Origin of the sequence: Nonomuraea polychroma, assembly GCF_004011505.1 — a bacterium.
GTDB lineage: Bacteria > Actinomycetota > Actinomycetes > Streptosporangiales > Streptosporangiaceae > Nonomuraea > Nonomuraea polychroma.
Map to the genome: position 1 here is coordinate 4,916,580 of NZ_SAUN01000001.1, position 22,269 is coordinate 4,938,848.

At 66.5% G+C, this 22,269-nt stretch carries 24 protein-coding genes; 13 read left to right on the forward strand and 11 right to left on the reverse strand.

The genetic code is table 11. From position 1 onward, the window contains the following. Positions 1-27: 27 nt before the first annotated feature. On the reverse strand, positions 28-2,022 hold the full coding sequence (locus EDD27_RS22475) for an ATP-binding protein (RefSeq protein WP_164903752.1): 1,995 nt from the start codon (positions 2,020-2,022) through the stop codon (positions 28-30). Positions 2,023-2,390: 368 nt separating this feature from the next. Here EDD27_RS22475 and EDD27_RS22480 point away from each other — a divergent pair, with 368 nt between their 5' ends. The 6 genes from EDD27_RS22480 to EDD27_RS57865 all read left to right on the forward strand — a co-directional run bounded on the left by EDD27_RS22480 (position 2,391) and on the right by EDD27_RS57865 (position 7,720). Beyond that, entirely contained in the window at positions 2,391-3,626 is a 1,236-nt protein-coding gene (locus EDD27_RS22480) for an IS701 family transposase (protein ID WP_127940873.1), read from the forward strand. A gap of 85 nt (positions 3,627-3,711) precedes the next feature. Then, complete coding sequence (locus tag EDD27_RS22485; RefSeq protein ID WP_127934126.1) at positions 3,712-4,038, forward strand: NIPSNAP family protein; 327 nt, start codon at positions 3,712-3,714, stop codon at positions 4,036-4,038. Positions 4,039-5,751: 1,713 nt separating this feature from the next. Beyond that, a complete protein-coding gene (locus EDD27_RS22490) occupies positions 5,752-6,168 on the forward strand; it encodes a hypothetical protein (RefSeq protein WP_127934127.1) in 417 nt (138 codons plus the stop codon). After that, positions 6,165-6,683, forward strand: a complete 519-nt coding sequence (locus EDD27_RS22495) for an ATP-binding protein (protein WP_127934128.1) — start codon at positions 6,165-6,167, stop codon at positions 6,681-6,683. The genes EDD27_RS22490 and EDD27_RS22495 overlap by 4 nt, the downstream gene beginning before the upstream one ends. Before the next feature lie 10 nt (positions 6,684-6,693). Further along, a complete protein-coding gene (locus tag EDD27_RS22500; RefSeq protein ID WP_127934129.1) occupies positions 6,694-7,518 on the forward strand; it encodes a hypothetical protein in 825 nt (274 codons plus the stop codon). Positions 7,519-7,588: 70 nt separating this feature from the next. After that, positions 7,589-7,720 (forward strand): hypothetical protein, encoded by a 132-nt coding sequence (locus EDD27_RS57865; protein ID WP_277750744.1) that lies wholly within the window; start codon positions 7,589-7,591, stop codon positions 7,718-7,720. A gap of 299 nt (positions 7,721-8,019) precedes the next feature. On the opposite strand, the gene EDD27_RS22505 is transcribed toward EDD27_RS57865, so the two are convergent. From EDD27_RS22505 to EDD27_RS54515, 4 genes are all read right to left on the reverse strand, one after another. After that, on the reverse strand, positions 8,020-8,334 hold the full coding sequence (locus tag EDD27_RS22505) for a hypothetical protein (protein ID WP_127934130.1): 315 nt from the start codon (positions 8,332-8,334) through the stop codon (positions 8,020-8,022). After that, complete coding sequence (locus EDD27_RS22510; RefSeq protein WP_127934131.1) at positions 8,331-8,567, reverse strand: hypothetical protein; 237 nt, start codon at positions 8,565-8,567, stop codon at positions 8,331-8,333. Before EDD27_RS22510 ends, EDD27_RS22505 begins: the two co-directional genes overlap by 4 nt. Positions 8,568-8,901: 334 nt before the next feature. Next, positions 8,902-9,990, reverse strand: a complete 1,089-nt coding sequence (locus EDD27_RS22515) for a hypothetical protein (protein WP_127934132.1) — start codon at positions 9,988-9,990, stop codon at positions 8,902-8,904. Positions 9,991-10,091: 101 nt separating this feature from the next. Then, positions 10,092-10,259 (reverse strand): hypothetical protein, encoded by a 168-nt coding sequence (locus tag EDD27_RS54515; RefSeq protein ID WP_164903753.1) that lies wholly within the window; start codon positions 10,257-10,259, stop codon positions 10,092-10,094. A 358-nt stretch (positions 10,260-10,617) separates the two neighbouring features. Between EDD27_RS54515 and EDD27_RS22520 the strand changes: the two genes are divergently transcribed. Then, positions 10,618-11,004 (forward strand): STAS domain-containing protein, encoded by a 387-nt coding sequence (locus EDD27_RS22520; protein WP_164903754.1) that lies wholly within the window; start codon positions 10,618-10,620, stop codon positions 11,002-11,004. Between the two features lie 477 nt (positions 11,005-11,481). Then, a complete protein-coding gene (locus tag EDD27_RS22525) occupies positions 11,482-12,864 on the forward strand; it encodes a hypothetical protein (RefSeq protein ID WP_127934134.1) in 1,383 nt (460 codons plus the stop codon). A 65-nt stretch (positions 12,865-12,929) separates the two neighbouring features. Here EDD27_RS22525 and EDD27_RS57870 read toward each other — a convergent pair whose 3' ends face one another. After that, positions 12,930-13,919, reverse strand: coding sequence for an SDR family NAD(P)-dependent oxidoreductase (locus EDD27_RS57870; protein WP_421915647.1), 990 nt, complete (start codon positions 13,917-13,919; stop codon positions 12,930-12,932). Between EDD27_RS57870 and EDD27_RS22540 the strand changes: the two genes are divergently transcribed. From EDD27_RS22540 to EDD27_RS22555, 4 genes are all read left to right on the forward strand, one after another. Further along, positions 13,870-14,784, forward strand: coding sequence for an RNA polymerase sigma-70 factor (locus tag EDD27_RS22540; RefSeq protein ID WP_127940874.1), 915 nt, complete (start codon positions 13,870-13,872; stop codon positions 14,782-14,784). The two genes, EDD27_RS57870 and EDD27_RS22540, sit on opposite strands and share 50 nt — an antisense overlap. A 175-nt stretch (positions 14,785-14,959) precedes the next feature. Further along, complete coding sequence (locus tag EDD27_RS22545; RefSeq protein WP_127934135.1) at positions 14,960-16,183, forward strand: cytochrome P450; 1,224 nt, start codon at positions 14,960-14,962, stop codon at positions 16,181-16,183. A gap of 7 nt (positions 16,184-16,190) precedes the next feature. After that, the gene (locus tag EDD27_RS22550; RefSeq protein WP_338324656.1) at positions 16,191-16,388 is read left to right on the forward strand and encodes a ferredoxin; all 198 of its coding nucleotides are present in this window, start codon (positions 16,191-16,193) and stop codon (positions 16,386-16,388) included. Between the two features lie 362 nt (positions 16,389-16,750). Beyond that, positions 16,751-18,055 (forward strand): IS256 family transposase, encoded by a 1,305-nt coding sequence (locus EDD27_RS22555; RefSeq protein ID WP_127932211.1) that lies wholly within the window; start codon positions 16,751-16,753, stop codon positions 18,053-18,055. A gap of 1 nt (position 18,056) precedes the next feature. Here EDD27_RS22555 and EDD27_RS58365 read toward each other — a convergent pair whose 3' ends face one another. From EDD27_RS58365 to EDD27_RS22570, 4 genes are all read right to left on the reverse strand, one after another. Beyond that, positions 18,057-18,503 carry a sigma factor gene (locus EDD27_RS58365; RefSeq protein WP_338324657.1) on the reverse strand — a complete coding sequence of 149 codons (447 nt, stop codon included), beginning with the start codon at positions 18,501-18,503 and terminating at the stop codon, positions 18,057-18,059. A gap of 145 nt (positions 18,504-18,648) precedes the next feature. Beyond that, on the reverse strand, positions 18,649-18,810 hold the full coding sequence (locus EDD27_RS58370; protein ID WP_338324658.1) for a hypothetical protein: 162 nt from the start codon (positions 18,808-18,810) through the stop codon (positions 18,649-18,651). A 7-nt stretch (positions 18,811-18,817) separates the two neighbouring features. Next, positions 18,818-19,411, reverse strand: coding sequence for a sigma-70 family RNA polymerase sigma factor (locus EDD27_RS22565; RefSeq protein ID WP_338324659.1), 594 nt, complete (start codon positions 19,409-19,411; stop codon positions 18,818-18,820). 242 nt (positions 19,412-19,653) lie between these two features. Continuing rightward, positions 19,654-20,010: a DoxX family protein gene (locus EDD27_RS22570; protein WP_127934136.1), complete on the reverse strand. Its 357-nt coding sequence runs from the start codon at positions 20,008-20,010 to the stop codon at positions 19,654-19,656. Positions 20,011-20,148: 138 nt separating this feature from the next. Between EDD27_RS22570 and EDD27_RS22575 the strand changes: the two genes are divergently transcribed. Continuing rightward, on the forward strand, positions 20,149-20,730 hold the full coding sequence (locus tag EDD27_RS22575) for a TetR/AcrR family transcriptional regulator (RefSeq protein ID WP_127934137.1): 582 nt from the start codon (positions 20,149-20,151) through the stop codon (positions 20,728-20,730). A 373-nt stretch (positions 20,731-21,103) separates the two neighbouring features. Here the strand turns inward: EDD27_RS22575 and fbp are convergent, their stop codons facing one another. Then, entirely contained in the window at positions 21,104-22,255 is a 1,152-nt protein-coding gene (gene fbp / locus EDD27_RS22580; RefSeq protein WP_127934138.1) for a fructose-1,6-bisphosphate aldolase/phosphatase, read from the reverse strand. Positions 22,256-22,269 lie beyond the last annotated feature (14 nt).

Consider the following 22,269-nt stretch of genomic DNA (forward strand, 5'->3'; position numbering starts at 1 on the left):
CCGGAACGTCACGGCCAGGCTCGGCGTTCATTGGCGATCGTCGTTGCTGATCGCATATGCCACCGCGGTGTGGAGATCGAGTTCGGCTCCGCGGCGGAAGGCGGCGGCGAACGCCCGTTGTCCGAGCGCTTGGCGGGCGCCGCGCTCACAGTCCTGGTGGGAGTGGGTGTGGTAGGGCAGCAGGGTCGGGGCGAAGCCGATCTCTTGCCACAGTGCCTCGGCGGCGCCCAGCAGGCGGGCGGCGCGCTCGTGGGCATGGCGGGCTTCGGCGGTCCAAGCCAGCACCTCCAACGCCTTGGCCAGCCCCCAGTGGTCGTTGACGGCCATCCATGGCGCGGTGGCCTGCTGGACTAGTCTCTCGGTCTGGCGGGAGTCTCCGTGTTTCCAGGCCGCGACGCCGATGAGGAACAGCGCGTACGCGCGGAACAAAGGCGCGCCGTGGACCTCGCACAACGCCAGCAGCTCACGGCCGAGTGCCTCGGCGGTATCGGGATCGTCGGCGGCGCAGAACGTCGCGGCCAGATAGAGGTTGAGGCCAACCGCGTCGAGATCGCCGGCCGCCCGCTGGCGTGCGCGTGCCGCCTCCATCAAGGCCAGGCCATGTCCGGTGTTGCCGGCCGCCAGCTCGGCGATGCCGTCCGTCATGGCGGCGTATGTCCGGCCTGTCTCATCTTCGAGCTCCTCGGCCAAGACATGACACTGGCCAAGCCATGCCGTGGCCGCAGCGGGATCTCGCTGGTAGATCGCCAGCAGGGCGTCAACCCACAGTGCGGTGATACGCGTCCGGGTCCGCGCTGGTACGAGGTCGAGGCCATGATCCAGCCAATGCCTGCCCTCGGTCAAAGCCCCGGCCAGCAGCCAGAAGGCTCCAAGCCGGGCGGCCATGTTCAGGCCGCCTTCAGCCGAGGCAGGACTGCTATAGAAGAACTTCAGAGCGGTGCGCACGTTGGGCAACTCGATCTGCAGGATGCGGAAGCTCTCGAGCTGGTCGGGGCTGAGCCGGTCGATCGACTGCCGTTCGGCCAGGGACCGGTAGTGAGCGCAGTACCGCTCCCGCAGCAACTCTTCATCGTGGGAGGTCAGGCATTGACCCCCGTAGGCGCGCAGGGTGTCCAGCAACCAGTAGCGCATGCCTGTCGCCGACGGCCGAGCTGACAGGATCGAATGGTCGACCAAGGCGGCGATCACGTCGACGATATCCTCGACGGCGATGCCGGCACCGGAGCACACCTCCTCGGCCGTCTCCAGATCGACGCCACCTGGGAAGAGCGAAAGACGCCCCCAAAGCCGTCGTTCGGCAGGTGAGCACAGCCGGTAGCTCCAGTCGATGGTGGCACGCAGACTGTCGTGGAAGTCGGCGGACGGCGATGAGCTGTGGCCGGCCAGGCCGGTGCCGTCGTCCTCCAGCTCCCGCTCGAGCTGCTCCAGGGGGCAAGCGCGCAATCGCGCCGCGGCCAGCTCGATGGCCAGCGGGATGCCGTCCAGCCGCCGGCAGATGCGGGCGAGTACCGGAATCGTGGCGGCATCGACCCTCAAGCCGACCTGGGCGGTGACAGCCCGCTCAATCAGCAGCCGTACCGCGTCACTGCGGGCGATCTCGCGTACCGGGGCGTGCTGGTCGGCGTACGGCAGCGGTCCGATCTCCAGCACCTGCTCGCCGATCACGCCCAGACGGTGCCGGCTGGTCGTCATGACGCGCACGCGGGGAGCCGTGCCCAGCAGCCACTGCGTCAACTCCGCGCACGCCTGCACCAGATGTTCGCAGCCGTCCAGCACGAGCAGCATCCGCTTGTCGGCCAGGTGCTCTGCCAGCTGCGGCCGTACCGGCCGGTGGAGGTCCCGCGCTCCCAGCGCGGCGGCCACCGCTGGGGCGAGCAGATCGTCATGCGTGAGTGGATGCACTTCTACGACCGCCACCCCGTCGCGAAAGCGCGACCGCAACGCGTGGGCGGCGTGCAACGCCAGCCGGGTCTTGCCGACCCCTCCCGGACCGGTCAGCGTCAGCAGCCGCGTTCTCGGCATCAAGTGCCGCACATCGGACATCTCACGTTGACGCCCGACGAAAGTCGCGCTTCCGGCCGGTTTTCGTACTCGGCCAGTTTGACCAGGCATCTCCCCGCCAGCTTATAACGCGCCTTCCACCTGGGCATTTATCATGATCTTCAATCAGGTATACCACTGTCGCCTTGTTTGGTAAGCCCATGATGCGACGGTAGCGAACGAGCTGCTTAGTACTCCAGCCATAGATCGTGATCTTGCACTGGGTCGGATGAGAATGCGTACGGCCACCGCGTGATCATCGTGTGTTTGTGAGGACAAACGAAGATCGAACGGTGGCCGCGAGCCATAGCGTAACGCCTGGCCGGTGGAGCGCGATGCTGGACGAGCTGATGGCCAGGATCGCTGGCCGGTTCGCCCGCGTCGAGCCGCGCCGACGGGCAGCGGCGTTCGTCGCCGGGCTGCTGTCCGAACTACCGCGCAAGAACTGCTGGACACTGGCCGAACACGCCGGAGACCTGACCCCCGATGGCATGCAGCACCTGCTGGCCCGGGCCCGCTGGGACGCCGACGCGGTACGCGACGACATCCGCGACTACGTCGTGGAACAGCTCGGCGAGGCCGACGTGGTGCTGGTAATCGACGAGACCGGTGATCTGAAGAAGGGCAACGCGACGGTCGCGGTGCAGCGCCAATACACCGGAACCGCCGGGCGTATCGAAAACAGCCAGGTCGGCGTGTTCCTGACCTACGTCACCGCAGCGGGGCACGCGTTGATCGACCGGGAGCTGTATCTGCCCGAGAGCTGGTCAGGTGATCAGGTGCGGCGTGAGCGGGCCAAGGTACCCGCCGAGCGGCGATTCGCGACCAAGCCCGAGCTGGCCGCACAGATGATCGGCCGCGCACTGGCCACGGGGATCCGCGGCTGGGTGACCGGTGATGAGGTCTACGGCTCCAGCACCCCGCTGCGCACCGTGCTGGAAACAGGCCAGGTCAGCTACGCCATGGCGGTGGCATCCAACCATCGCATCACCACCGCGGCCGGAACCCGGCGCGCCGACGAGATCGCCGCCCGGCTGCCCAAGACCGCCTGGCAACGGCTGTCGGTCGGAGCCGGAGCCAAGGGACAGCGTTACTACGACTGGGCGCTCATCACCATCGCCTCCGAGCAGCCGGGCCGCCGCTGGCTGCTGATCCGCCGCCACCACCGCACCGGCGAGCTGGCCTTCTACCGCTGTTATGCGCCCGGTCCGGTGCCGCTGCCGGTCCTGGTCAAGGTGGCCGGCACGCGCTGGCGCATCGAGGAGTCGTTTCAGACCGGCAACGGCCTGACCGGACTGGACCAACACCAGGTCCGCACCTGGACGTCATGGTATCGGTGGACCACCCTGGTCCTGCTTGCCCACGCCTTCCTGGCCGCAGTGACCGCCCGCGAACGCAGCGACCACAACGCCCAGCCCGACCTCGTGCCGATGACCTTGCCCGAAGCCCAGCGCCTGTTCACGCGCCTGACTAGCGGACCTATCCGCAGCATCGCGTTCGTCTTGCACTGGTCCCGCTGGCGACGGCGTCACCAAGCCCGTGCCCGCGCAAGCCACTACCACCGCCAGGCCGCCCTCCAATCATGAAGCCCGCATCTCGGCCAGCCCGCCGCCGAGGCGCTCAGCGCTCGAACCGAACTGGGCACCTCACCGAGCCAGGAAGAATATTCATATGATCACTTGTCATCTGCGCTACGAAATCGACCCCAGCCAGACTGCAGCGTTCGAGACGTACGTGACGGGATGGATCCCGATCGTCACCCGCTTCGGCGGCACGCATCACGGTTGCTTCTTGCCGCACGAAGGAGCCAACGACATCGCCTACGCCTTGTTCTCCTTCCCCAGCCTGGCTGCCTACGAGGACTACCGTGCTGCCATCCGGCAAGATCCGGATGCTCAGCAGCTCTGGCAGCTGAGCACGAAGACCCGCTGCATCCGCCGCTTCGACCGGACCTTCCTCCGCCCGGCAATGCAACCATCAAGCGGCGTTGGAACCTGATAACACGTTCGCAGACGGGTGTCCGTGACCGGCGCTGTTCGGCAGGAACACCCCCGGCTCGCTGGCGCCATTGTTCCACGCCACTCCACGACCACGAAGATCACGATCTACGGCTGGAGTATTAGGCTAGCCATGGACCTGGGCCTACACGGTGCGCCACCTGGCGTCCTCCCCGAGTACCCGGGAAGCGATTTCGGCAAGATCGCTTGTCAGCTCTTCCCTGCCGGCCCACTTCAACGACGAAGATCGCAGTTGCCTGCAGGTGTCTTCGATGTAGGGAGCCACCTGTGCCCAGCGGTCCGGCAGTACGGGCCGCGACCCCCTGAAGGGTTGTGGTGAAATGCTTCACCATGGCCTGTACAGAGCCCTCGTGCGCCTCCAGGTTGTAGCCGAGCTCGGCCCGCACCTCTTCAAGGAGCCGTTCCTCCACGATCGGGCGAATGTACTGCCGCTTGGTAGAGATCACATAGAACCCCATGTGCTCTGCCATCACGTTGGTCAGATAGTGCGCCCGATGGCATGGGCGTTACCGGCACCCCAAACTACCGGTTCACGAGGCCGAACCCAAGAATCCAGAGCTTGGTGGAGGGGCCTGACGTTCCTCCAGGAAAGGCCAGACCCCTCTCCCCACTCCCGGCATGCTAACGACCCGCTGATCACCACCCGGGGCCGCCCGCAACCAAAGAGCATTTGCGTGAAGGTGTGCGCTCGTGGGCCAGATCACAAAGTGGTGATGAGTTCATGGGCTGCCTCGCGCAGGGTTGGCCGTTCGCGGGCGTCATTCAGAAGCAGGCGGGCGGCAGCCTTGAGCAGAGGGGAACTTGACGACGATTCCTGGGCATTCCGGTGGCACCCGAGGTAGAGCCGGAATCTGTTCATTAGTATGTTTTGATCTTGTATGCATGGGCTACAGGCGTGGGGTGGCTGGCAGGGCAGAAGGCCCAGGAGTAAAGACCAACTGACACCCAGCGGCCCAAACTTGTTGTTTTGTCAGACTTATTGGCGCAGGTTGCGACGGCCCGCACATATCCCGATCCGGTCGTGCACCCGGCCCAGGTGGATGGCTCACTGCGGCTGATCCCGCTTTTGCACCCGCTTGGTGGTGGATCCGCGTGCGCCACGCCAGGAGCGATGGCGACGACCGTCGCCGCTGCGACGAGGGCTGCTAATAGCATGCTCTTCATGCGAATCGTGGTAGGTGAAGTCATCGCATCCTCCGTTCAAGGAATCTGACCGCAACCAGCTCGCCTGGCGACGGTCTCTGCTGTCTCAGTAGTCTGACGACGCAGCCTCCTGGAATGTGACACGGGACGCCACTTCATTGAGCCCTTCCGCGTAAGTGCCACGGCTGCCTACGCGCAGGCGCGCGAGGGTTCGTGCATGCACAACCTTTCAGCGTGGGCGCCCCGGGGCGGGGCACCGAGCTCGGCGTTCAACGCCAAGGATCTGCACCGGGGGGCACGCGACGCAATCGAGTCCCCCTTCGAGGTGGGCCTGGCGCCCCCTCCTGAAGGGCACGTGCCCTTGAGAACTGGGTCAGCTATCGCAGATAGTGCGCTCTTATCAGCGGTAACGAGTCTTAGATCGTCCGCGATGTTCCGGTGAACCGCTGGTCCGCCGCTGGTGATCGTGCTGCCGAGCGACTGGCGATGCTTATCTGCGCTTGGCCAACGTGGGCCCCGAGGCCGTGCGTCGGCCGGGAGAGGGACCGCCATGGATCCGATCGTTGTGGCCGCGGGTACCGAGCTGGTGACGGCGATGGTCACCGACGCCTGGCAGTCGGCTCGCGATGGCGTGGTCGCGTTATGGCGTAAAGCCCGCCCCGAGCAGGTCGACGTCGTCGACGCGGAGCTGGTCGAGGTGCGCGAGCAGGTGCTCGAGGCCCGGCGGGATGGCGACGCCGACACCGAACAGGCCCTGGTCGGCTCCTGGCAGCTTCGGCTGCAGCAGTTGCTGCGCGCCGACCCGTCCCTGGCACACGAGATTAAGCGGGTGGTGGACGAGGTCCTCACCCCGGCGCTGGAGCCGGCCGACCAAGCGCGTGTCGGTTCGCTGATGATGAAGGCGACCGCCAGCGGACGCGGCCGCGTCTATCAGGCAGGCCGCGACCAGACCATCAACGAGAAGTGAGCATCCCTCCGGCATCGAGCGATCCCGGGCACCAGCAGCCGCCGACGCGGATGCAGGCCACGGCTGTTGGGCACGGCCGGGCCTATCAGGCCGGGCACGATCAGATGATCACCGAGGTGGTGCTGCCGGATGCGGCGCTGCGCTCGGTCACCGAGGTGGCCGCGCCGCCACGCATGGTTACCGTGCCTGGGCACACTGGTGTGTTCGTCGGGCGCGACGATGAGCTGGCCGCGATGGAGGCGGTGCTGCGCGACGAGGGCGAGGTAGTGGTGGCCGCGGTGCACGGGCTGGGCGGCGTCGGCAAGTCCACGCTGGCCGCCCGCTACGCGCGGGCGCAGGCTGTACGGCGCGATGGCGGCAGGCTCAATCCGGTGTGGTGGATCACCGCTGATTCCGCCGCCTCGGTGCAGGCGGGCCTGGCCGCACTGGCGTTGGCGCTGCAGCCGGAGTTGGCCACGGCGTTGCCGTTGGAGGCATTGGCGCACCGGGCCGGCCAACTGGCTGGCTGCTCATGAGGGTTGGCTGGTGGTGCTCGACGACGTCGTCGAGCCGGCCGATGTGGCCCCGCTGCTGGCGCGGATGCTGACCGGACAGGTGCTGGTGACCAGCCGGCTGCGCGAGGGCTGGCATCGGCTGGGCGCGCGAGTGCTACCCCTGGACGTGCTCGGCGAGCGGGAGGCGATCGAGCTGCTGACCCGCATCGCCACCGACGATCAGCAGGATCCCAGCCGAGCCCAGATCTGTCTGGTGTTCAGTACGGTGGTGCGGTTTCCCGTACACTCTGCGCGCATGCGATTAAAGATGATCTTCATGCTGCTCGTGCTCTACACCATCACGGCGGCGCCCTTGTTCCTGCCCGGTGAGCTGCGGGTGGTCGTCCAGCCGGCTACCGACGACGCGGTCGAGGTGTACTACGAGCCCGTCTCACCCGTGATGCTCCGGTCGTACGAGGGCATCGAGCCGTTCAATCGGGCGCAGGCAATCGCGGAGCAGCGGGCGGAGGCGTATCCGGACGACCTCGCTCCCCCTTACATCGCCCACGGCGGACCGTACCGGCTCGTCGCCCCTTACGTCACGGCGCGAGGACGCGCGCTGGCCGCTCCGGCGCTCTCGGGGGCGTACTGGTCCGAGGGGAAACAGGTCAGGTACGACATCGTGCCGCAGGTGCGGCGGGTCGCCAACAGTCAAGCGGCGCTGAGGCGGGTGCTTGACGGGGACGGGCTGCTTGACGAGCCCGGCGCCCTCGGGATGGGGATCGACGCGAAGGTCAACCGGGTTGTCGTCGAACGAACACCTTTGACCAGGATCTGCGCCACAGGCTGGCCGAGCGATATGGCGGTCTCGTCGTAGTGAAGTGGGATCCGTTCGGGGAGCCAATGCAGCTCCGGTGAGAATTGCCGACTCTCGAAGAAGAACCAACGTGACCCAGCGACCCGACCGGCCGCGGCTGTGGGGTGATCGCGACTTCCTGCTCCTGTGGCGCGGCCAGATCGTCTCCACCCTGTCTTTTGCTGGGATCAACAGGTCCGAACGGATCAGCACCAGCTGGTAAGCGGCTACCTGCCCACTCGATGTCGGCCCCGAGAACTACAGCGTCCGAGCAGGCAGGTCGTCTCAGAACCGCCTTGCAGATCGCCTGCGTCGTAAGAGGAGTTCTGCGAACGGCGACCTGAGCGAATGACTCACGGAACCCGAGCACCGCGGACCTCAACAACTGATCATTTGCGAGAATCGCGAAGCGTTATCTTTGGTGACGTAGGGTCCTGCTCTGGGGTGATTGAACCGGAAACCGCAGGGAGGTTCGGTTGTGGCCGACGTCCCTCGTTGAGTCTCTCAGCGCTTCGTCGCCGGTTACAGATCCTCGGCGAGGCGCCGGTAAGCCCTTACGGCTTCCATCTCCTGGGGGGACAGGGATCCGTGGTACTCCAGGAACCAGTCACGTATCAGCCGTTGCGGCTGGGTGGTGTTGACGTAGCGGCGGGCGCCCTCGACAGTGATCGGAACCGTGAGCGTGTCGCCGTCGTGAGAGGACATGACTGTCAGGCCGGTGATGAACCGCCGGCGGGAGTCCACCACGCCGGGCGCAGAGATGACGAGCATCAGCCGCTCCCGGTCGATGCCCTTGGGGGCGTAGAGGTAGACCCCGCCGGTCTGGAGTTGGATCACGCTGCGCCTCGCTCGTGGAACTCGTCATCGGCGGCGGCGGCTTCCTGCTCATCGGCAAGTGCCTCGGCGAGGAGCTCGTCACTGCTCTGGTCGGCCGGTGCGCCCTTCACCACGGCATAGTAGACGGCGGCCCGCTCCATCCATGCGGACTTGCTCAATCCCTCGCGCTCGGCGCCGGCCGCGATGAGGTCGAGCACGGTTTCGCTCAAGCTGAACGATGCGTTCTTAGCCATAGCACCGATGGTACCTCTACGACGGTTTCTCTTCCTAGGGACTGCCCTACCTACGCTAATAGGAACGCTAATAGTGAACGTCCGGTAGACGCCCCGCCGACGTCCTGGTCCGAGCCCCTGCCGCAGGACCTGACGACCTTCCCAATCGACGGCACCTTGAGCCCGGCGACGAGTTCAGTCGATGTCACCGATGAGCAGCGCCGCTACGTCCTGGCCCCTCGCTCTCGGCCGTTACCAAGTGGCTGCACCGCCTGCGCCGATCGCCCTCGCGGCCCCTTTCTGCCAGTGCGGCCCCGAAGACGCCCGACCAAGCCCCACTCCTCCGACTCGTGGGTCAGAACACCCCCGAGATCCGCACCACCTGGATCGAGTGCGGTGACACCGGCACGGCGACCGCGTCGGCTGACACCACCGAACCGGTGCCTTGAGCACGACTCAGCTGCCCGTCTACGTACTGCCAGCGGTCGAACTGCGGCCTGGACACTGCCGGGGCGCCGGCGAGCTGGATCCACTTGGAGCGGTCTTGTCCCGCCGTGTCGTTGATGATCCACACCACGATCGCATTGCCCTGGCGAAACGCGCGGGTGGTGAGCGTGCCGCTGGCAGCGGCTGGGCCGTCGCCGTCGTCCACGCTGGCATACGGCCGGGCGCCGGCGGTTGATCGCACCAACTCTGCCTGCACCTGCGCCAGGTAGGACCCGTCCGTGGCGAACGCCCACCAGGTGATCCCGGTGAAGCCCTGGTCGAAGTGGTCGGCCGCGCCAACCATGCCGCTAACGGAGATGCGGTACTGCTCTCCCGGGCTGCTGGCAAGGCCGTCCAGACGATCCCAGTGGAACTCTGAGTCCCACAGCGGTTTGCCCTGTTCCCGCGCCTTCGCGGCGAAACGGCGCCAACTGGCCAGGTATCCCGCATAGTTGCGGCGCAGGGTGTTGTAGTAGTGCACGCCGACGATGTCGACCGTGCCCCAGGCGCCGTTCTGGGCGAGCCGGTCAAGGAACCATTCCTGCGGCTGGAAGGATTCTGGCGCGATGAACCGTGGCACACGGATCTTCTTCGCCGGGTCAGGGGTGTTCCCATTGTGCGTGGCGATCTTCTCACGCAGCCACCGCACGATCGCGGCGTGCTTCTCCGGTGTGATCCGACCCTCGTTGAATCTGCTCTCGTTGTCCACGCCCAGCACGTCGGGCCGGATGCCGTGGTCGGTCATCCAGTTCAGGTAGTCCAGCAGCAGCGTGGCGTACCGCTCCGGGTCGACCCCGTCGTTGGCCGACTTGGTCCAGCCGGCGAAGCTCTGACCGCCGCCGTCGTCGAGTTTCAGGCTGGAGAAGACCTGCACGCGACGAGGCGTGGCGGCCGCCTTGGCGTTCGTCACCGCCTGGGCGACGGTGCGGTAGCTCTTGCCCGTGACATTGTCGTTCACGCTCCCCGCACGCGGATGCACATCGGACGTGGCATAGATCGGGATCCGCAGCACCGACATCCCGAGCCCACCGACGCTGGTGTCACCGAAGATCCGCTTCGCTAGGCTCGCATCAGTCGCGAGCCCCCCGCCTTGCCCGACTGTTTGATGTCGAAACCCCAGCCGGTCACGGCCGGTCCTGTGCCCCTCGCCAGATCGACCCGGATGCGACCATCGGTGTTGGCCGCCGCGGGCATGGCCACGAACGCCCCGGTTATCAGCCAGACCATCCCAACGAGTGCCATCACGGCTCGGGCGCCTGCGCAGACGAGGACAGTACGCCGGGAGATTGCCATGCGGATCCCTTCCTGCCGACAGCGAATCTTCACTGAACGTACCGTAATGGCAACACAGTGTTACTGTAGGTGTAGTCACTGATGGCCGTCCTCGTGCGCCATCCTGTCCCTCTCGATGGCGACTACTCTGACGTCGAGATCGACGGCGTCTACGTCCTCGTTCCGTGGGATCCGTCCCGGGCTCCCACCGCCGCGGTCCTGCGCCACCACGCGACAAAGAGGTGACCCACGGTCACGGCATAGCCTGAAAGTGGAAGGCAGCGACTGCCGACCTGCCGGACGGATGATCGTGATGACCCTCTCGGCGCGGATGACGCACCACGCCGACCACAGCGTCGTAGCGTTGGACGGCGAACTGGACCTATGCTCGGCTCCCTGCCTGCTGTCCGCCGTCGCCGAGGCACTGGCGGCAGAACAGCGCCCACTGACGATAGACATGGCGGGACTGACCTTCTGCGACTCTCACGGGCTAGACGCCCTACGGGAGGCCCAACGCGAGATCACCAGTGCGGGCAGCGCCCTGGAGCTGACTCACGTACACGGCAGGGTACGCCGCGTCCTGGACATAACTGGTTTGACCAGCGCCTTCACCATCACACCCGACCCGGCCGACTGCGGGGCCACGCCGCGCACAGTTGAGGCCCCGCGGCTCAACTCCAGGGGGCGACGTCGCCACTGACGGAACTCGGCGGTGACCGATCCTTTGCTACATCGCCCTTGCTTGGGGCTGGCGGGTGCGAACGATCGTCGGCGAATGCAGGACCGCGTATAGGACCGGGCGGCACCTGCCGTGGCCAGGCGCCGGGTCTAGCCGGTGTGCTGGTGAAGCGGGGAAGCAGGGACCCGCTGAATGAGCCGCGGGCGCTCGCCAGCACAACCGCCACGGTGGGCTGGCCGTCCCATCCCTAGGCGTCTCCCGTAGTGGGACCCTCCATGCCCGTGCCGACTGGGTGTTGCAGGCGATCTACACGGCCGTCCCGAGCTCGGCGCTGACCGGCCCTGCCGCCCTCCAACCCCGCACCGGACGCCGGCCGCTCCGCCGCGCATGCCTAGACACGTTCCTTACCGTGGCGGACGTGGCAGCGCATCCACGTGGATCATACTGTGTGCATGTGACGACTACCAAGAGTCACGATCTCGTGCAGGTGGCGGAATCATGCGTCAGTTTCTCCGGCGTTCGGTACGTGCCGCCGCCGTCTTTCTCGTCGGCCTTGTGGCTGCCGTCCCTTCTGGGGTCCCTGCCTCCGCGGCCAACGCCCCATTGCATGTCTGGGTTTATCCCGGCAACAGGGTGGCCATCCAGCCGACGGTGTACGGCGTGAACAATGAATGGCGCAGAATCACCAGCGCCGAGTTCCCGGCCTTCAATACCAAACTACAGAGCTTCGGATACCGGCTGTTGCGATTTCCGGGTGGCTGGGAATCGGAACACTACGACTGGGCAACCAATACCACACCGGGCTGGAGCCAATCCCCACCACAGCCTGGCGCGAATGCGGCACAGGCAAAAGCGGCCGCTGCAAGTATAGCATTCGTGGTCAAAACGAGTCCATATATCAGTAACCCGACTACAGCCAATCTGAACATGCTAAGGAACCAGGCCGGCAACCTGGTGCAAACGCACGGCGGCACAGTGAAGCACTGGTTGATCGGCAACGAATGGTGGCTGCAGTCTGCTGGAGGGGGCGACCGGCAGGACAAAATCCGCAGATACGTGACCGTTGCACGGGCCATTGCGCAGGAAATGAAGGCCGCCAACCCCGCGATCAATGTGTACGTGACCGGCGACTGGACGGCTCCGTGGGAGTTCACCTGGATCAGGAACGGGTTCGACGCCACATCCGCCTGGCGCTACGTGGATGGTGTGGATCTGCACATCTATGCAGGCGACGACGGTTCCGCCACAGATTACCGAAACATCCCCCGCAACCTAGAAGCTATCAAATCGAGAACCGGCAAGACGAAGATCTTCGCCTCGGAATGGGCGGCCACCAAGGCAAACTCCGTGGGCAACAAGAGAGCCTTGCGTTCGGTGAACAACATGGTAATCGTCATGCACGCCATGATCAGGGCCGGAGTGACGTCCATGTCCTACTGGCCGGCACCGGATATCGCGCCGGGAATCGGCTTGCTTAACGAGGTGAGCGATGGGGTTTACCAGGACTTGCCGCATGGTCAGGCATTCAGGTGGATGGCTAAGGAGATGATGGGATATTCGGTTGCGACCACCGGCACCCCGGAAACGGTGGCCTCACACAATGTCAGCAACAAGACCGTCACGGTGCTGATCCCTTCGAAGGAGCTGTCCAACCAGGCCATCACTCTGCATTTCGCAAACACGGATGTCACGCAGGTTCTTTCCGGGCACGTCATGTGGATGACGGATCCCGATGCGATCAAGCAAGCGGCGAATATCACTGGGATCCCTGTCACCGACTTCGACGCAGCGAACAATACGGTGACCGTCACCGCCAACCCCGGAACCGCTGGACGGGGAAGCAGTTATGAGCTCATCAAACTCGTCGTCAGGTACCAGTAATGTGAGCGAAAAGCCGGTTAGCCATGTGCTGCCGTCCGCTGGGGTAGACGGGGCACCTGGCGTGGTTAGGTGCCGGGTCTACCTGGCGTGATGGAGAGACGGGACGACAGGGACCCGGTGAATGAGCCGCGTAGGTGCTCGCCAGTGGCGTCACAGTAATAGCCGTCTGTCACGCACGGCGTCGACGTCAGCCGGTGCGCCGCCACGAGCAGGGCAAGCAACTCTTTCCGCGCCGCCGGGTCCGCGTTACCCGACCAGCCCTTACAGGCCCGGGCGGACGCGGCAGGGACGATCGGTTGGGATGTGAGCGTCGATTCCACCGTCTGCCGGGCGCACCAGCATGCTGGCGGGGCGCGGAAAGGGGGATCTGCAGGCGCAGCCACGCCGCCGAGCGGCATCGCGATGAGCCCGGCGGCCGAGGACATCTGGATGATGTGCCCTGCGCCCTGCTCACGCAGGTAGGGCAGCGCGGCCTGGATCACCCACACCGCGCCGAACACGCTGGTCTCCAGCTGGTCGCGCAGTTGCTGTTCGGTCAGCTCCTCGATCGCGCCCATCTGGGCGTAGCCGGCGTTGTTCACGATGACGTCGAGACGGCCGACGTGCTCCGTGGCCCGCTTGACGCTCTCGAAGACGGCGGCCTTGTCGGTCACGTCCCGCTCCAGCGGGAGCACTGCGTCGCCATGGGCGGCGACCAACTCGTCGAGGCTTTCGGTGCTCCGGGCGGTCGCGGCCACCTTGTCACCGCGGGACAGAGCGGCCTCGACGAAGGTGCGGCCGCGCGGATCGTTCGCGCGGCGTCCTGACGCCATGAGGCGCCGGCGACCCCCGGCTTCTGCGACAGGGCGGTCATGTGACGTGCGCCACCGATCACGAGTGTCACACAGCGGTGCGGGCCGGCGTCTTGTGCATGGAGCGCAGTTGAGGGCGAACAGGCAGGAGCCGGCACTGAACGAGCACAGCGAGCCGACGACGGGCGCAGCCGAACCGCTCGCCGGCGGCCGGATGGACGCCGCGACCGAGGTGTTCGTCGCCCACCGCAACCTGCTCTTCACCGTCGCCTACGAGATGCTCGGATCAGCGGTCGACGCCGAAGACGTCCTGCAGGAGACCTGGCTGCGGTGGATGAAGGTCGACATGGAGCAGGTACGCGACCAGCGGGCCTACCTGGTCCGAATCACGACCAGACGCTCGCTCGACCGGCTGCGCACCATGAGTCGCCGTAAGGAGGACTATGTCGGCTCCTGGCTGCCGGAGCCGCTGCTCACCGCGCCGGACGTGGCCGAGGACGTCGAGCTCGCGGAGAGCGTCTCGATGGCGCTCATGATCGTCCTGGAGACGCTGTCGCCGACCGAGCGCGCCGTCTTCGTGCTGCGCGAGGCCTTCGGTATCAGTCACGACGAGATCGCGGCCGCCGTCGGCAAAAGCCCCGCGGCCGCCGTCGGCAAAAGCCCCGCGGCCGTCCGCCAGATCGCCCACCGCGCCCGAGGGCACGTCGATGCCCGCCGCCCGCGCGAGGCGGTCTCCCCGGGCCAGACCCGGGCGGTGTTGGAGTCGTTCCAGCGCGCGTTTGAAACCAGGGACCTGCAGGGCCTCCTCGACGTGCTCACCCCGCAAATCGTCCTGATCAGCGACGGCGGCGGCGTCAAGCAGGCCGCGCCGCGGCCGATCACCGGTGCCGAGAAGGTGGCTCGCTTCATCATCGGCGGCCTCGGCAAGGCCGACGTCGTGCTCACCAGCGACCACACGCTGGTCAACGGCAACCCGGCACTCGTCCTCCGCGTGAACGGCGAGATCGACGGCGTCATAGCAGTCCGTGTCGAGGACGCCCGCATCGCCGGCCTCTACTACGTCCGTAACCCGGAGAAGCTGACCCGCATCGGATCCGAGACCCCGCTCACCCTGCGATCAACACGGTGACAAGCCGGCCCGCGACCTCGCAGCGACCTGGGCCTGACGGTGGCACAAGAGCCTCTCGTCCTGTGCAGCACGGTCCGGCAGGTCGGGAACCCGATGGCGGCGGTGTCGATCACGCTGCCGAGGTCGCCGGCACGCAGAACAGATCCCAGCCAGATCCATTACTAGGAGGTTGTTCATGACGAAGAGCGTCGCCGGCGAACTCGCCAGCCTGGAACTGCCGGTCGAGCGTGGCTGCCCGTTCGCCCCGCCCGCCGCCTACGAGCGACTGCGCGAGCAGGCGCCGATCAGCAAGGTCCGCCTGACCAGCGGCGGCAAGGCGTGGTGGGTGTCCGGGCATGACGAGGCCCGTACCGTCCTCGCCGACGGCCGCTTCTCCTCCGACAAGCGCAAGGACGGCTTCCCGCTCTTCACCCTCGATGCGGCGACCCTGCAGCAGCTCCGCAGCCAGCCGCCGTTGATGCTCGGCATGGACGGCGCGGAACACTCCGCGGCCCGCCGCCCGGTGATCGGCGAGTTCACCGTGAAGCGCCTGGCCGCGCTACGCCCGCGGATCCAGGACATCGTCGACCACTTCATCGACGACATGCTCGCCGCCGACCAGCGGCCGGTCGACCTGGTGCAGGCGCTGTCCCTGCCGGTTCCCTCCCTGGTGATCTGCGAACTGCTCGGCGTCCCCTACCCCGACCACGACTTCTTCCAAAGCCGCACCACCATGATGGTGCGCCGGACCTCGCTGGAAGACCGCCGGCGAGCCTTCGCCGACCTGCGCGCCTACATCGACGACCTGGTCACCCGCAAGGAGTCCGAACCCGGCGATGACCTGTTCGGCCGGCAGATCGCCCGGCAACGCCAGCAGGGCACCCTCGACCACGCGGGCCTGGTGAGCCTGGCCTTCCTGCTGCTGACCGCCGGACACGAGACCACGGCGAACATGATCTCGCTCGGCGTGGTCGGGTTGCTCTCCCATCCGGAGCAACTGGCCTTGGTCAAGGCTGACCCGGGCAAGACACCCATGGCCGTGGAGGAACTGCTGCGCTACTTCACCATCGCCGACGGGGTCACCTCCCGGCTGGCCACCGAAGACGTGGAGATCGGCGGGGTGAGCATCAAGGCCGGCGAGGGCGTCATCGTCTCCGGCCTGTCGGCCAACTGGGACCCGGCGGCGTTCAAGGATCCGGCCGAACTGGATGTCGAGCGCGGGGCCCGCCACCACCTCGCCTTCGGCTTCGGCCCGCACCAGTGCCTCGGCCAGAACCTGGCCCGGCTGGAACTGCAGATCGTCTTCGACACGCTGTTCCGCCGCATCCCCACCCTGCATCTCGCCGCACCGGCCGAGGACCTGCCGTTCAAGACCGACGCCGTCATCTACGGCGTTCACGAACTCCCGGTCACCTGGTGAGCAGGACATGATGCGGATCAACGCGGACACCGGCCTCTGCGTCGGCTCCGGCCAGTGCGTCCTGACCGAGCCGGCCGTCTTCGACCAAGCCGACGACGGCATCGTGGCCCTGCTGACCGACCACCCAGACGACCAGAGCGCGGCACAGGCGCGCCACGCCGTCACCCTGTGCCCGTCCCGAGCCCTGTCCATCCTGCAGGAGTAAGCCCTATCCGGGTGGACGACGCGTCCGTGCCAAGAGCGGGCGACGTAGGTCAGACCTTGCCTCCAGTTCATCCGAGCTGGCGGCAAGACGCACCGGGATCTGGGCATACGCCGACCAGTCACCCCTCCACCAGCGCCTCACCTGCCCTCAGGTAGGCGTGCCGTATGGGCTCCTGACTCCTATCCGTGACCCACGGCGCAAAGTACCGAGATGATCACATACTCACTGCTGTGTCGACCGGTTCGCCGTGGTCGGCCCTGTCCTCGTATAGCTACGGCCAGGTGGCGTGTAGCGCTGAGTGGCGGTCCTGGGCGGGACTGTACGGTCTTCGGTGTAACTCCTGATCAAGGAGAACGCACCTGATGAGTACTGTGATCCAGGCATCGACGGAGATCGACCTGGAGGACGCCGCGGTGGCGCGTAAGAAGTCGGAGAGCTCGACGGATCGGGAGCTGGTGGCCAGGCTGGTCGACCAGGCGCGAGCCGAAGGGGTGGAGCTGGTCGGTGAGAACGGGCTGCTGGGCCGGCTGACCAAGCTGGTGCTGGAGTCCGCTCTCGAAGGCGAGATCACCGACCATCTCGGCTACGACAAGCACGAGCGCGCTGGCAGCGAGACAGGCAACTCGCGCAACGGGACCCGGTCCAAGACCGTCATCACCGACGTCGGCCCGGTGGAGATCACCGTCCCGCGGGATCGGGACGGCAGCTTCGAGCCGAAGATCGTGCGTAAGCGGCAGCGGCGCCTGTCCGGCGTCGATGAGATGGTCATCTCGCTGGCCGCCAAGGGCCTGACCACCGGCGAGATCTCCGCGCACCTGGCCGAGGTCTACGGCGCCGAAGTCTCTAAGCAGACCATCTCCACCATCACCGACAAGGTGCTGGACGGCATGGCCGAGTGGCAGAACCGGCCGCTCGACGCCGTCTACCCGGTGATCTTCATCGATGCCATCCATGTGAAGCTGCGGGACGGCCAGGTGGCCAACCGGCCGGTCTACGTGGCGATGGCGGTCACCGTCGATGGCGAGCGCGACATCCTCGGCTTGTGGGCCGGCGACGGCGGCGAGGGCGCCAAGTTCTGGCTGCACGTGCTGACCGAGATTAAGAACCGTGGCGTCGCTGATGCGCTGATGGTGGTCTGCGACGGGCTCAAGGGGCTGCCGCAGGCCATCGAGACCGTCTGGCCGCAGGCCGTCGTCCAAACGTGCGTCGTTCACCTGCTGCGTGCCTCGTTCCGGTATGCCGCCCGCCAGCACTGGGACGCCATCGCCAAGGCGCTCAAGCCGGTCTACACCGCGCCGACCGAGGCGGCGGCGCTCGAGCGGTTCTATGAGTTCGCCGAGGTCTGGGGCGGTAAGTATCCGGCGATCGTGAAGTTGTGGGAGGACGCCTGGGCCGAGTTCGTGCCCTTCCTCAACTTCGACACCGAGATCCGCCGGGTGATCTGCTCGACCAACGCCATCGAGTCGGTCAACGCCCGTATCAGGAGGGCGGTCAAGGCCCGCGGCCACTTCCCGAACGAGCAGGCCGCGCTCAAGTGCGTCTACATGGCGATCATGAGCCTGGACCCGACCGGCAAGGGCCGCAAACGCTGGATCACCCGCTGGAAGGCCGCTCTGAACGCCTTCGCCATCACCTTCGAAGGCCGCCTGACCCCGACCACCCGATAGATCAAGTCAAGATCGAGATACACCGATCACTGGACAGACCCTCCTGGGCCGTCGTTTCCCCCTGCCGGGCGATTCGTTGAGCTGAACGAGTGATCGCGGGTGGGGCGGAGGGTACGGTGCGGCAGGACTGGGAGCCGGGGGACCTGATCGAGGTCTGGACGCTGGTCGTCGAGGAGCGTTCGGGCAGCCAGACGCCGACGGTGCGTTCGCGGCGGGCTTGTGCCGAGCGGAGCCGGTCGAGGCACAGGTTGGTGACGACCTTGGTCAGCCATGCTTCCGGCACCTTGATCCGCTGCCGGTCGGCGGCCTGCCAGTGCAGGAACGCATCCTGCACGGCGTCTTCGGCGTCGGCGGCGGAGCCCAGCAGCCGGTGCGCCAGCGAGGTCAGCCGGTTTCGGCTGGCCTCGAACCGACTGGTGTCGAAGCGGTCAGTGGCGGTGCTGTCCACGGCGGACCACCCTAGGCGTGTTTCAGAAGTGAATGGAGGAGTCCGCTGTTCTGAGGTGCCGGATGTCGTAGATCGACAACAGAAGAGGTCTCCGGGCGACGGGCGCGGCCTGAGTGGACATGACTTCTCCTTCAGAAGGGGGAGTTCATCGCCGGGTGAGCGGGGTTTCGGACTCGACGCGGGTCAGCTTTTCCGGATTGCGCACGTAGGAGATGCCGCTGATGCGGGCCTTATCCACACGGACTGCCAGGGCGCCGTCGAGTTCGCCGTTAAGGCGGAGGATGAGTGCCGGGTTGCCGTTCACCACGGTGGATTCACTGGAGCACGTCGAGCAGGCGCTGCGGGTCACCCGTTTCGAGCGCGTACCGAAGCGACTGCAGAGCTGCCCGGGTTTCGCTCTCGGAGACCACCTGGCGTGAGCGGCGGGCACCGATGTGCCCTCGGGCGCGGTGGGCGATCTGGCGGACGGCCGCGGGGCTCTTGCCGACGGCAGCCGCGATCTCGTCGTAGCTGACATCGAAGGCCTCGCGCAGCACGAAGACCTCGCGCTCGGTCGGCATCAGCGTTTCGAGGACGAGCATGAGCGCCATCGACACGCTCTCGGCGAGTTCGACGTCCTCGGCCACGTCCGGCGCGGTGAGCAGCGGCTCCGGCAGCCAGGGGCCGACATACGCCTCCTTGCGCCGCTTCATGGTACGCAGCTGGTCGAGCGAGCGCCGGGTCGTGATCCGGAGCAGGTAGGCGCGCTGGTCGCTCACCTGCGCCTGGTCGACCTTGACCCAGCGCAGCCAGGTTTCCTGCAGGACGTCTTCCGCGTCGACCGCTGATCCGAGCATCTCGTAGGCGACGGTGAACAGCAGATTGCGATGGGCGACGAACGTCTCGGTTGCCGGGTCGGGTGCATTCACAGCAGGGTCCTCGTCGTTCAGCGGACGGCCGGCGCCTTGCCGCGCTTGGCCTGCAGCCGCTCCGGGCGGTTGGGATCCTTGACTTTCCAGGTGTACGAACCCGGCTTGTGTGCCTCGCGCGCCAGGTGCTCGATCAAGCTTCGGTTTCTGGTGTGCGTTCGACTTCTAGACACCGCTTGATCGGACGTTGCGACAGCGTGTGAGGCGGACTCACTCGGCCGAGCTGGGCATGCGGTGCCGAGCTACGAAAGGCCGTGGTAACCGAGGTGGACGGCCAGGGCGGCGGACTCGGTGACGAAGAAGACGGCCCAGCCGACCAGCTTCCGGGAGCCCACCCGGAGGTGGGCGATGAACGCGCCGATGAAGTACAGCTCCAGACCGATAGCGGCGAGCAGCCCCAGCAGCGGCACCGCGAACCCGGCCACCAGCCCCAAAGACCCCGCCGCCAGCAAGCCGCCCAACATCGGTCCCCACGACAGGGGCAGCCGCTTCATCTTCATTTGCGCCTTGGGGTAGTCGTGGCCCATCAGGTAAAAGACGGCGGCGCTGCCGGTGAAGAGGGCGGCCAGGATGGTCACCGTGACGTAAGTGATGAACATGATCTACTTTCCGGGAGGAGTGCTGCGGGATCGTTCTGGCGACACGGCACGTGTCGTGTAGTCAGATGCCGGCACGCTATAGGTCGCATGGCCGAGCTGTCAACACGACACGTGCCGTTTCCTGCTAGGGTCAAAGCCATGTCCACACCGCCGAACCCGCTGCGCCGCAATGAATCCAGCCGCCGGGCCATCCTCGAGGCGGCGTTGCAGCTGTGTGCCGAGGACGGCTACGGGCGGCTGACGATTGAGGCCATCGCCGCCCACGCCGGCGTCAGCAAGAAAACGATCTATCGGTGGTGGCCCTCCAAAGGAGCCGTCATCCTGGAGGCCATCGACGATATGGCGAACCTGCTCGCCGACCACGTCGATACCGGCAACCTCGCCGCCGATTTGCACACCCAGCTGTCTGCCGTCATCGAGTTGCTCACCCCGCCGAACAACTCCGCCATCACCGGGCTCATCGCCGAAGCCCTCCACGACAAAGACCTGGCAAACGACCTCCGGGAACGACTTATCCGGCCGCGCATCACCGCGTTCAAGGAACGCATGCGCATAGCCCAGGCCAGCGGGCAATTGGCCCCCGACGCGGACCTCGACGTCGCCCTCGACCTGATCTACGGTCCCATCTACCACCGGCTCGTCTTCCACCTCGGCATGCCCGACGCTGAGCAACTCCGCACGCTCATCGCGCACGCCCTGCGCGGCATTCAGCCCGCCTGATTCACGCCCTGATCGTGCTGTGGCCACCGAAATCATCGATGAGCTCCAGGGCCTGTTTCAGAGGTCGGGCGAGGGGTCTATGGTGAGGGCTGCGTGTGCTCGAGATGCCTGAACGGTCCAGATGGTGACGTCGGAAGCGACACGGCTCGGGTCGGTTGCGGTGAAGGGTCCGACCGCTTGAAGCGGGCTGACCTGCGGGGAGAGGGCTGTCCGGCAGGCTACTCACTCACGTCTCGGCGCCCTCGCCCGGCAAGAGTGCCGGTCACGCGGTGGACCAAGCGGCCGGATCAGACTTGATCATGTGGCGATTCCCGCAACCCGCCGGAGGCCGGGCTGCCGTCCGGTCTCCGGCGGTCCGGTGCCCGGTCCGGGCTCAGCCGACCCGTGCGGCCCCGGCGCCGGACTCGGCGTCCTCGGTGGTCATCACCTCGGTGGTCATGGAGGTCCAGCGGTCGGCGTGCCGCTTGGTGAGCTCCGCCATGGTGGTGTACTCGAGGTCCTCCAGCGGCAGCCGGTGCGGCTCAAACGGGCCGTGCCGGCGCAGGTAGTCCATGATCTCCCCGGCCTGGTCGCGCGCCCGGTCGAAGGCCGGATCGGCGAACATGTCGCGCGGCCCGATCATTTTCCCGTCGTGGATCTGGAACCCCAGGGCCACGACGCGTGGCGGTCCGTCGAAGCGGGACGGGTGCCCGTGGTCGGTCGAGACCGGCAGGAACGGCGCGTGGTGCGAGCCGCGCATGCAGCCGGCCACGGTGTACGGGAACGCGAACGGCTCCAGAGCCTCCCCCACGGCGGGCAGCCCGGACTGGCAGCGGACGATCATCACGGGGTCGTCCTTGCCGACGTACTTGCCTGCGATGAGGGACAACCGCTGCGTGCTGGTCGCGGCCGCGGTCTCGTCCAGGGTCTTGGACCGGACGCTGTGGATCACGTAGCGGGACGGGGCGCCGATGTACATGAGCATGTCGTACACCTCGGCCGGGCAGTCGAAGGTGATGCGCTTCTCCTGCTGCAGGTCGTAGACCTCGAAAGCGAAGCCGGTGTGCATCTTGGTGTCGATGACCAGGCCGGCCGTGTTGAACGGGTCGGCGAAGATCTTGTACAGCGGAAGGTTCCAGGCTCCCGGTTCGGTCTTGTCGGCCAGGAAGCAGAGGACGGGTTCGGACGGCCGCTCCTGGAACTCCAGTTCGGCGTAGCCGGGGCCCATCCCCCGCAGGTTGCCGGAGAAGGCATCCGACAGCAGGTCCTGGCCCGCTCCATACAGGCCGAGTTCCTTGGCAATGTGCGTGGTGGCCTGGAAGGTGTCCCACGCGAACGAATGGATCAGCGCGGAATCGGCGCCGTAGGTGTGGGTCATGATGAGCGAGATGTCGTCGCCGCAGTTGGCGACGTGCCCGTCGATGAGGAGTCCCGAGTCGATGGCCCGGCCGAGCTCACGGCGGGCCTCGTCCATCATGTCCGGGTGGACGGCTCCGTGGCCGACGAATCCCCCGGTGTCAGCCTTGATGATGCTCAAGGTCGTCATGCCGATCCCTCCTT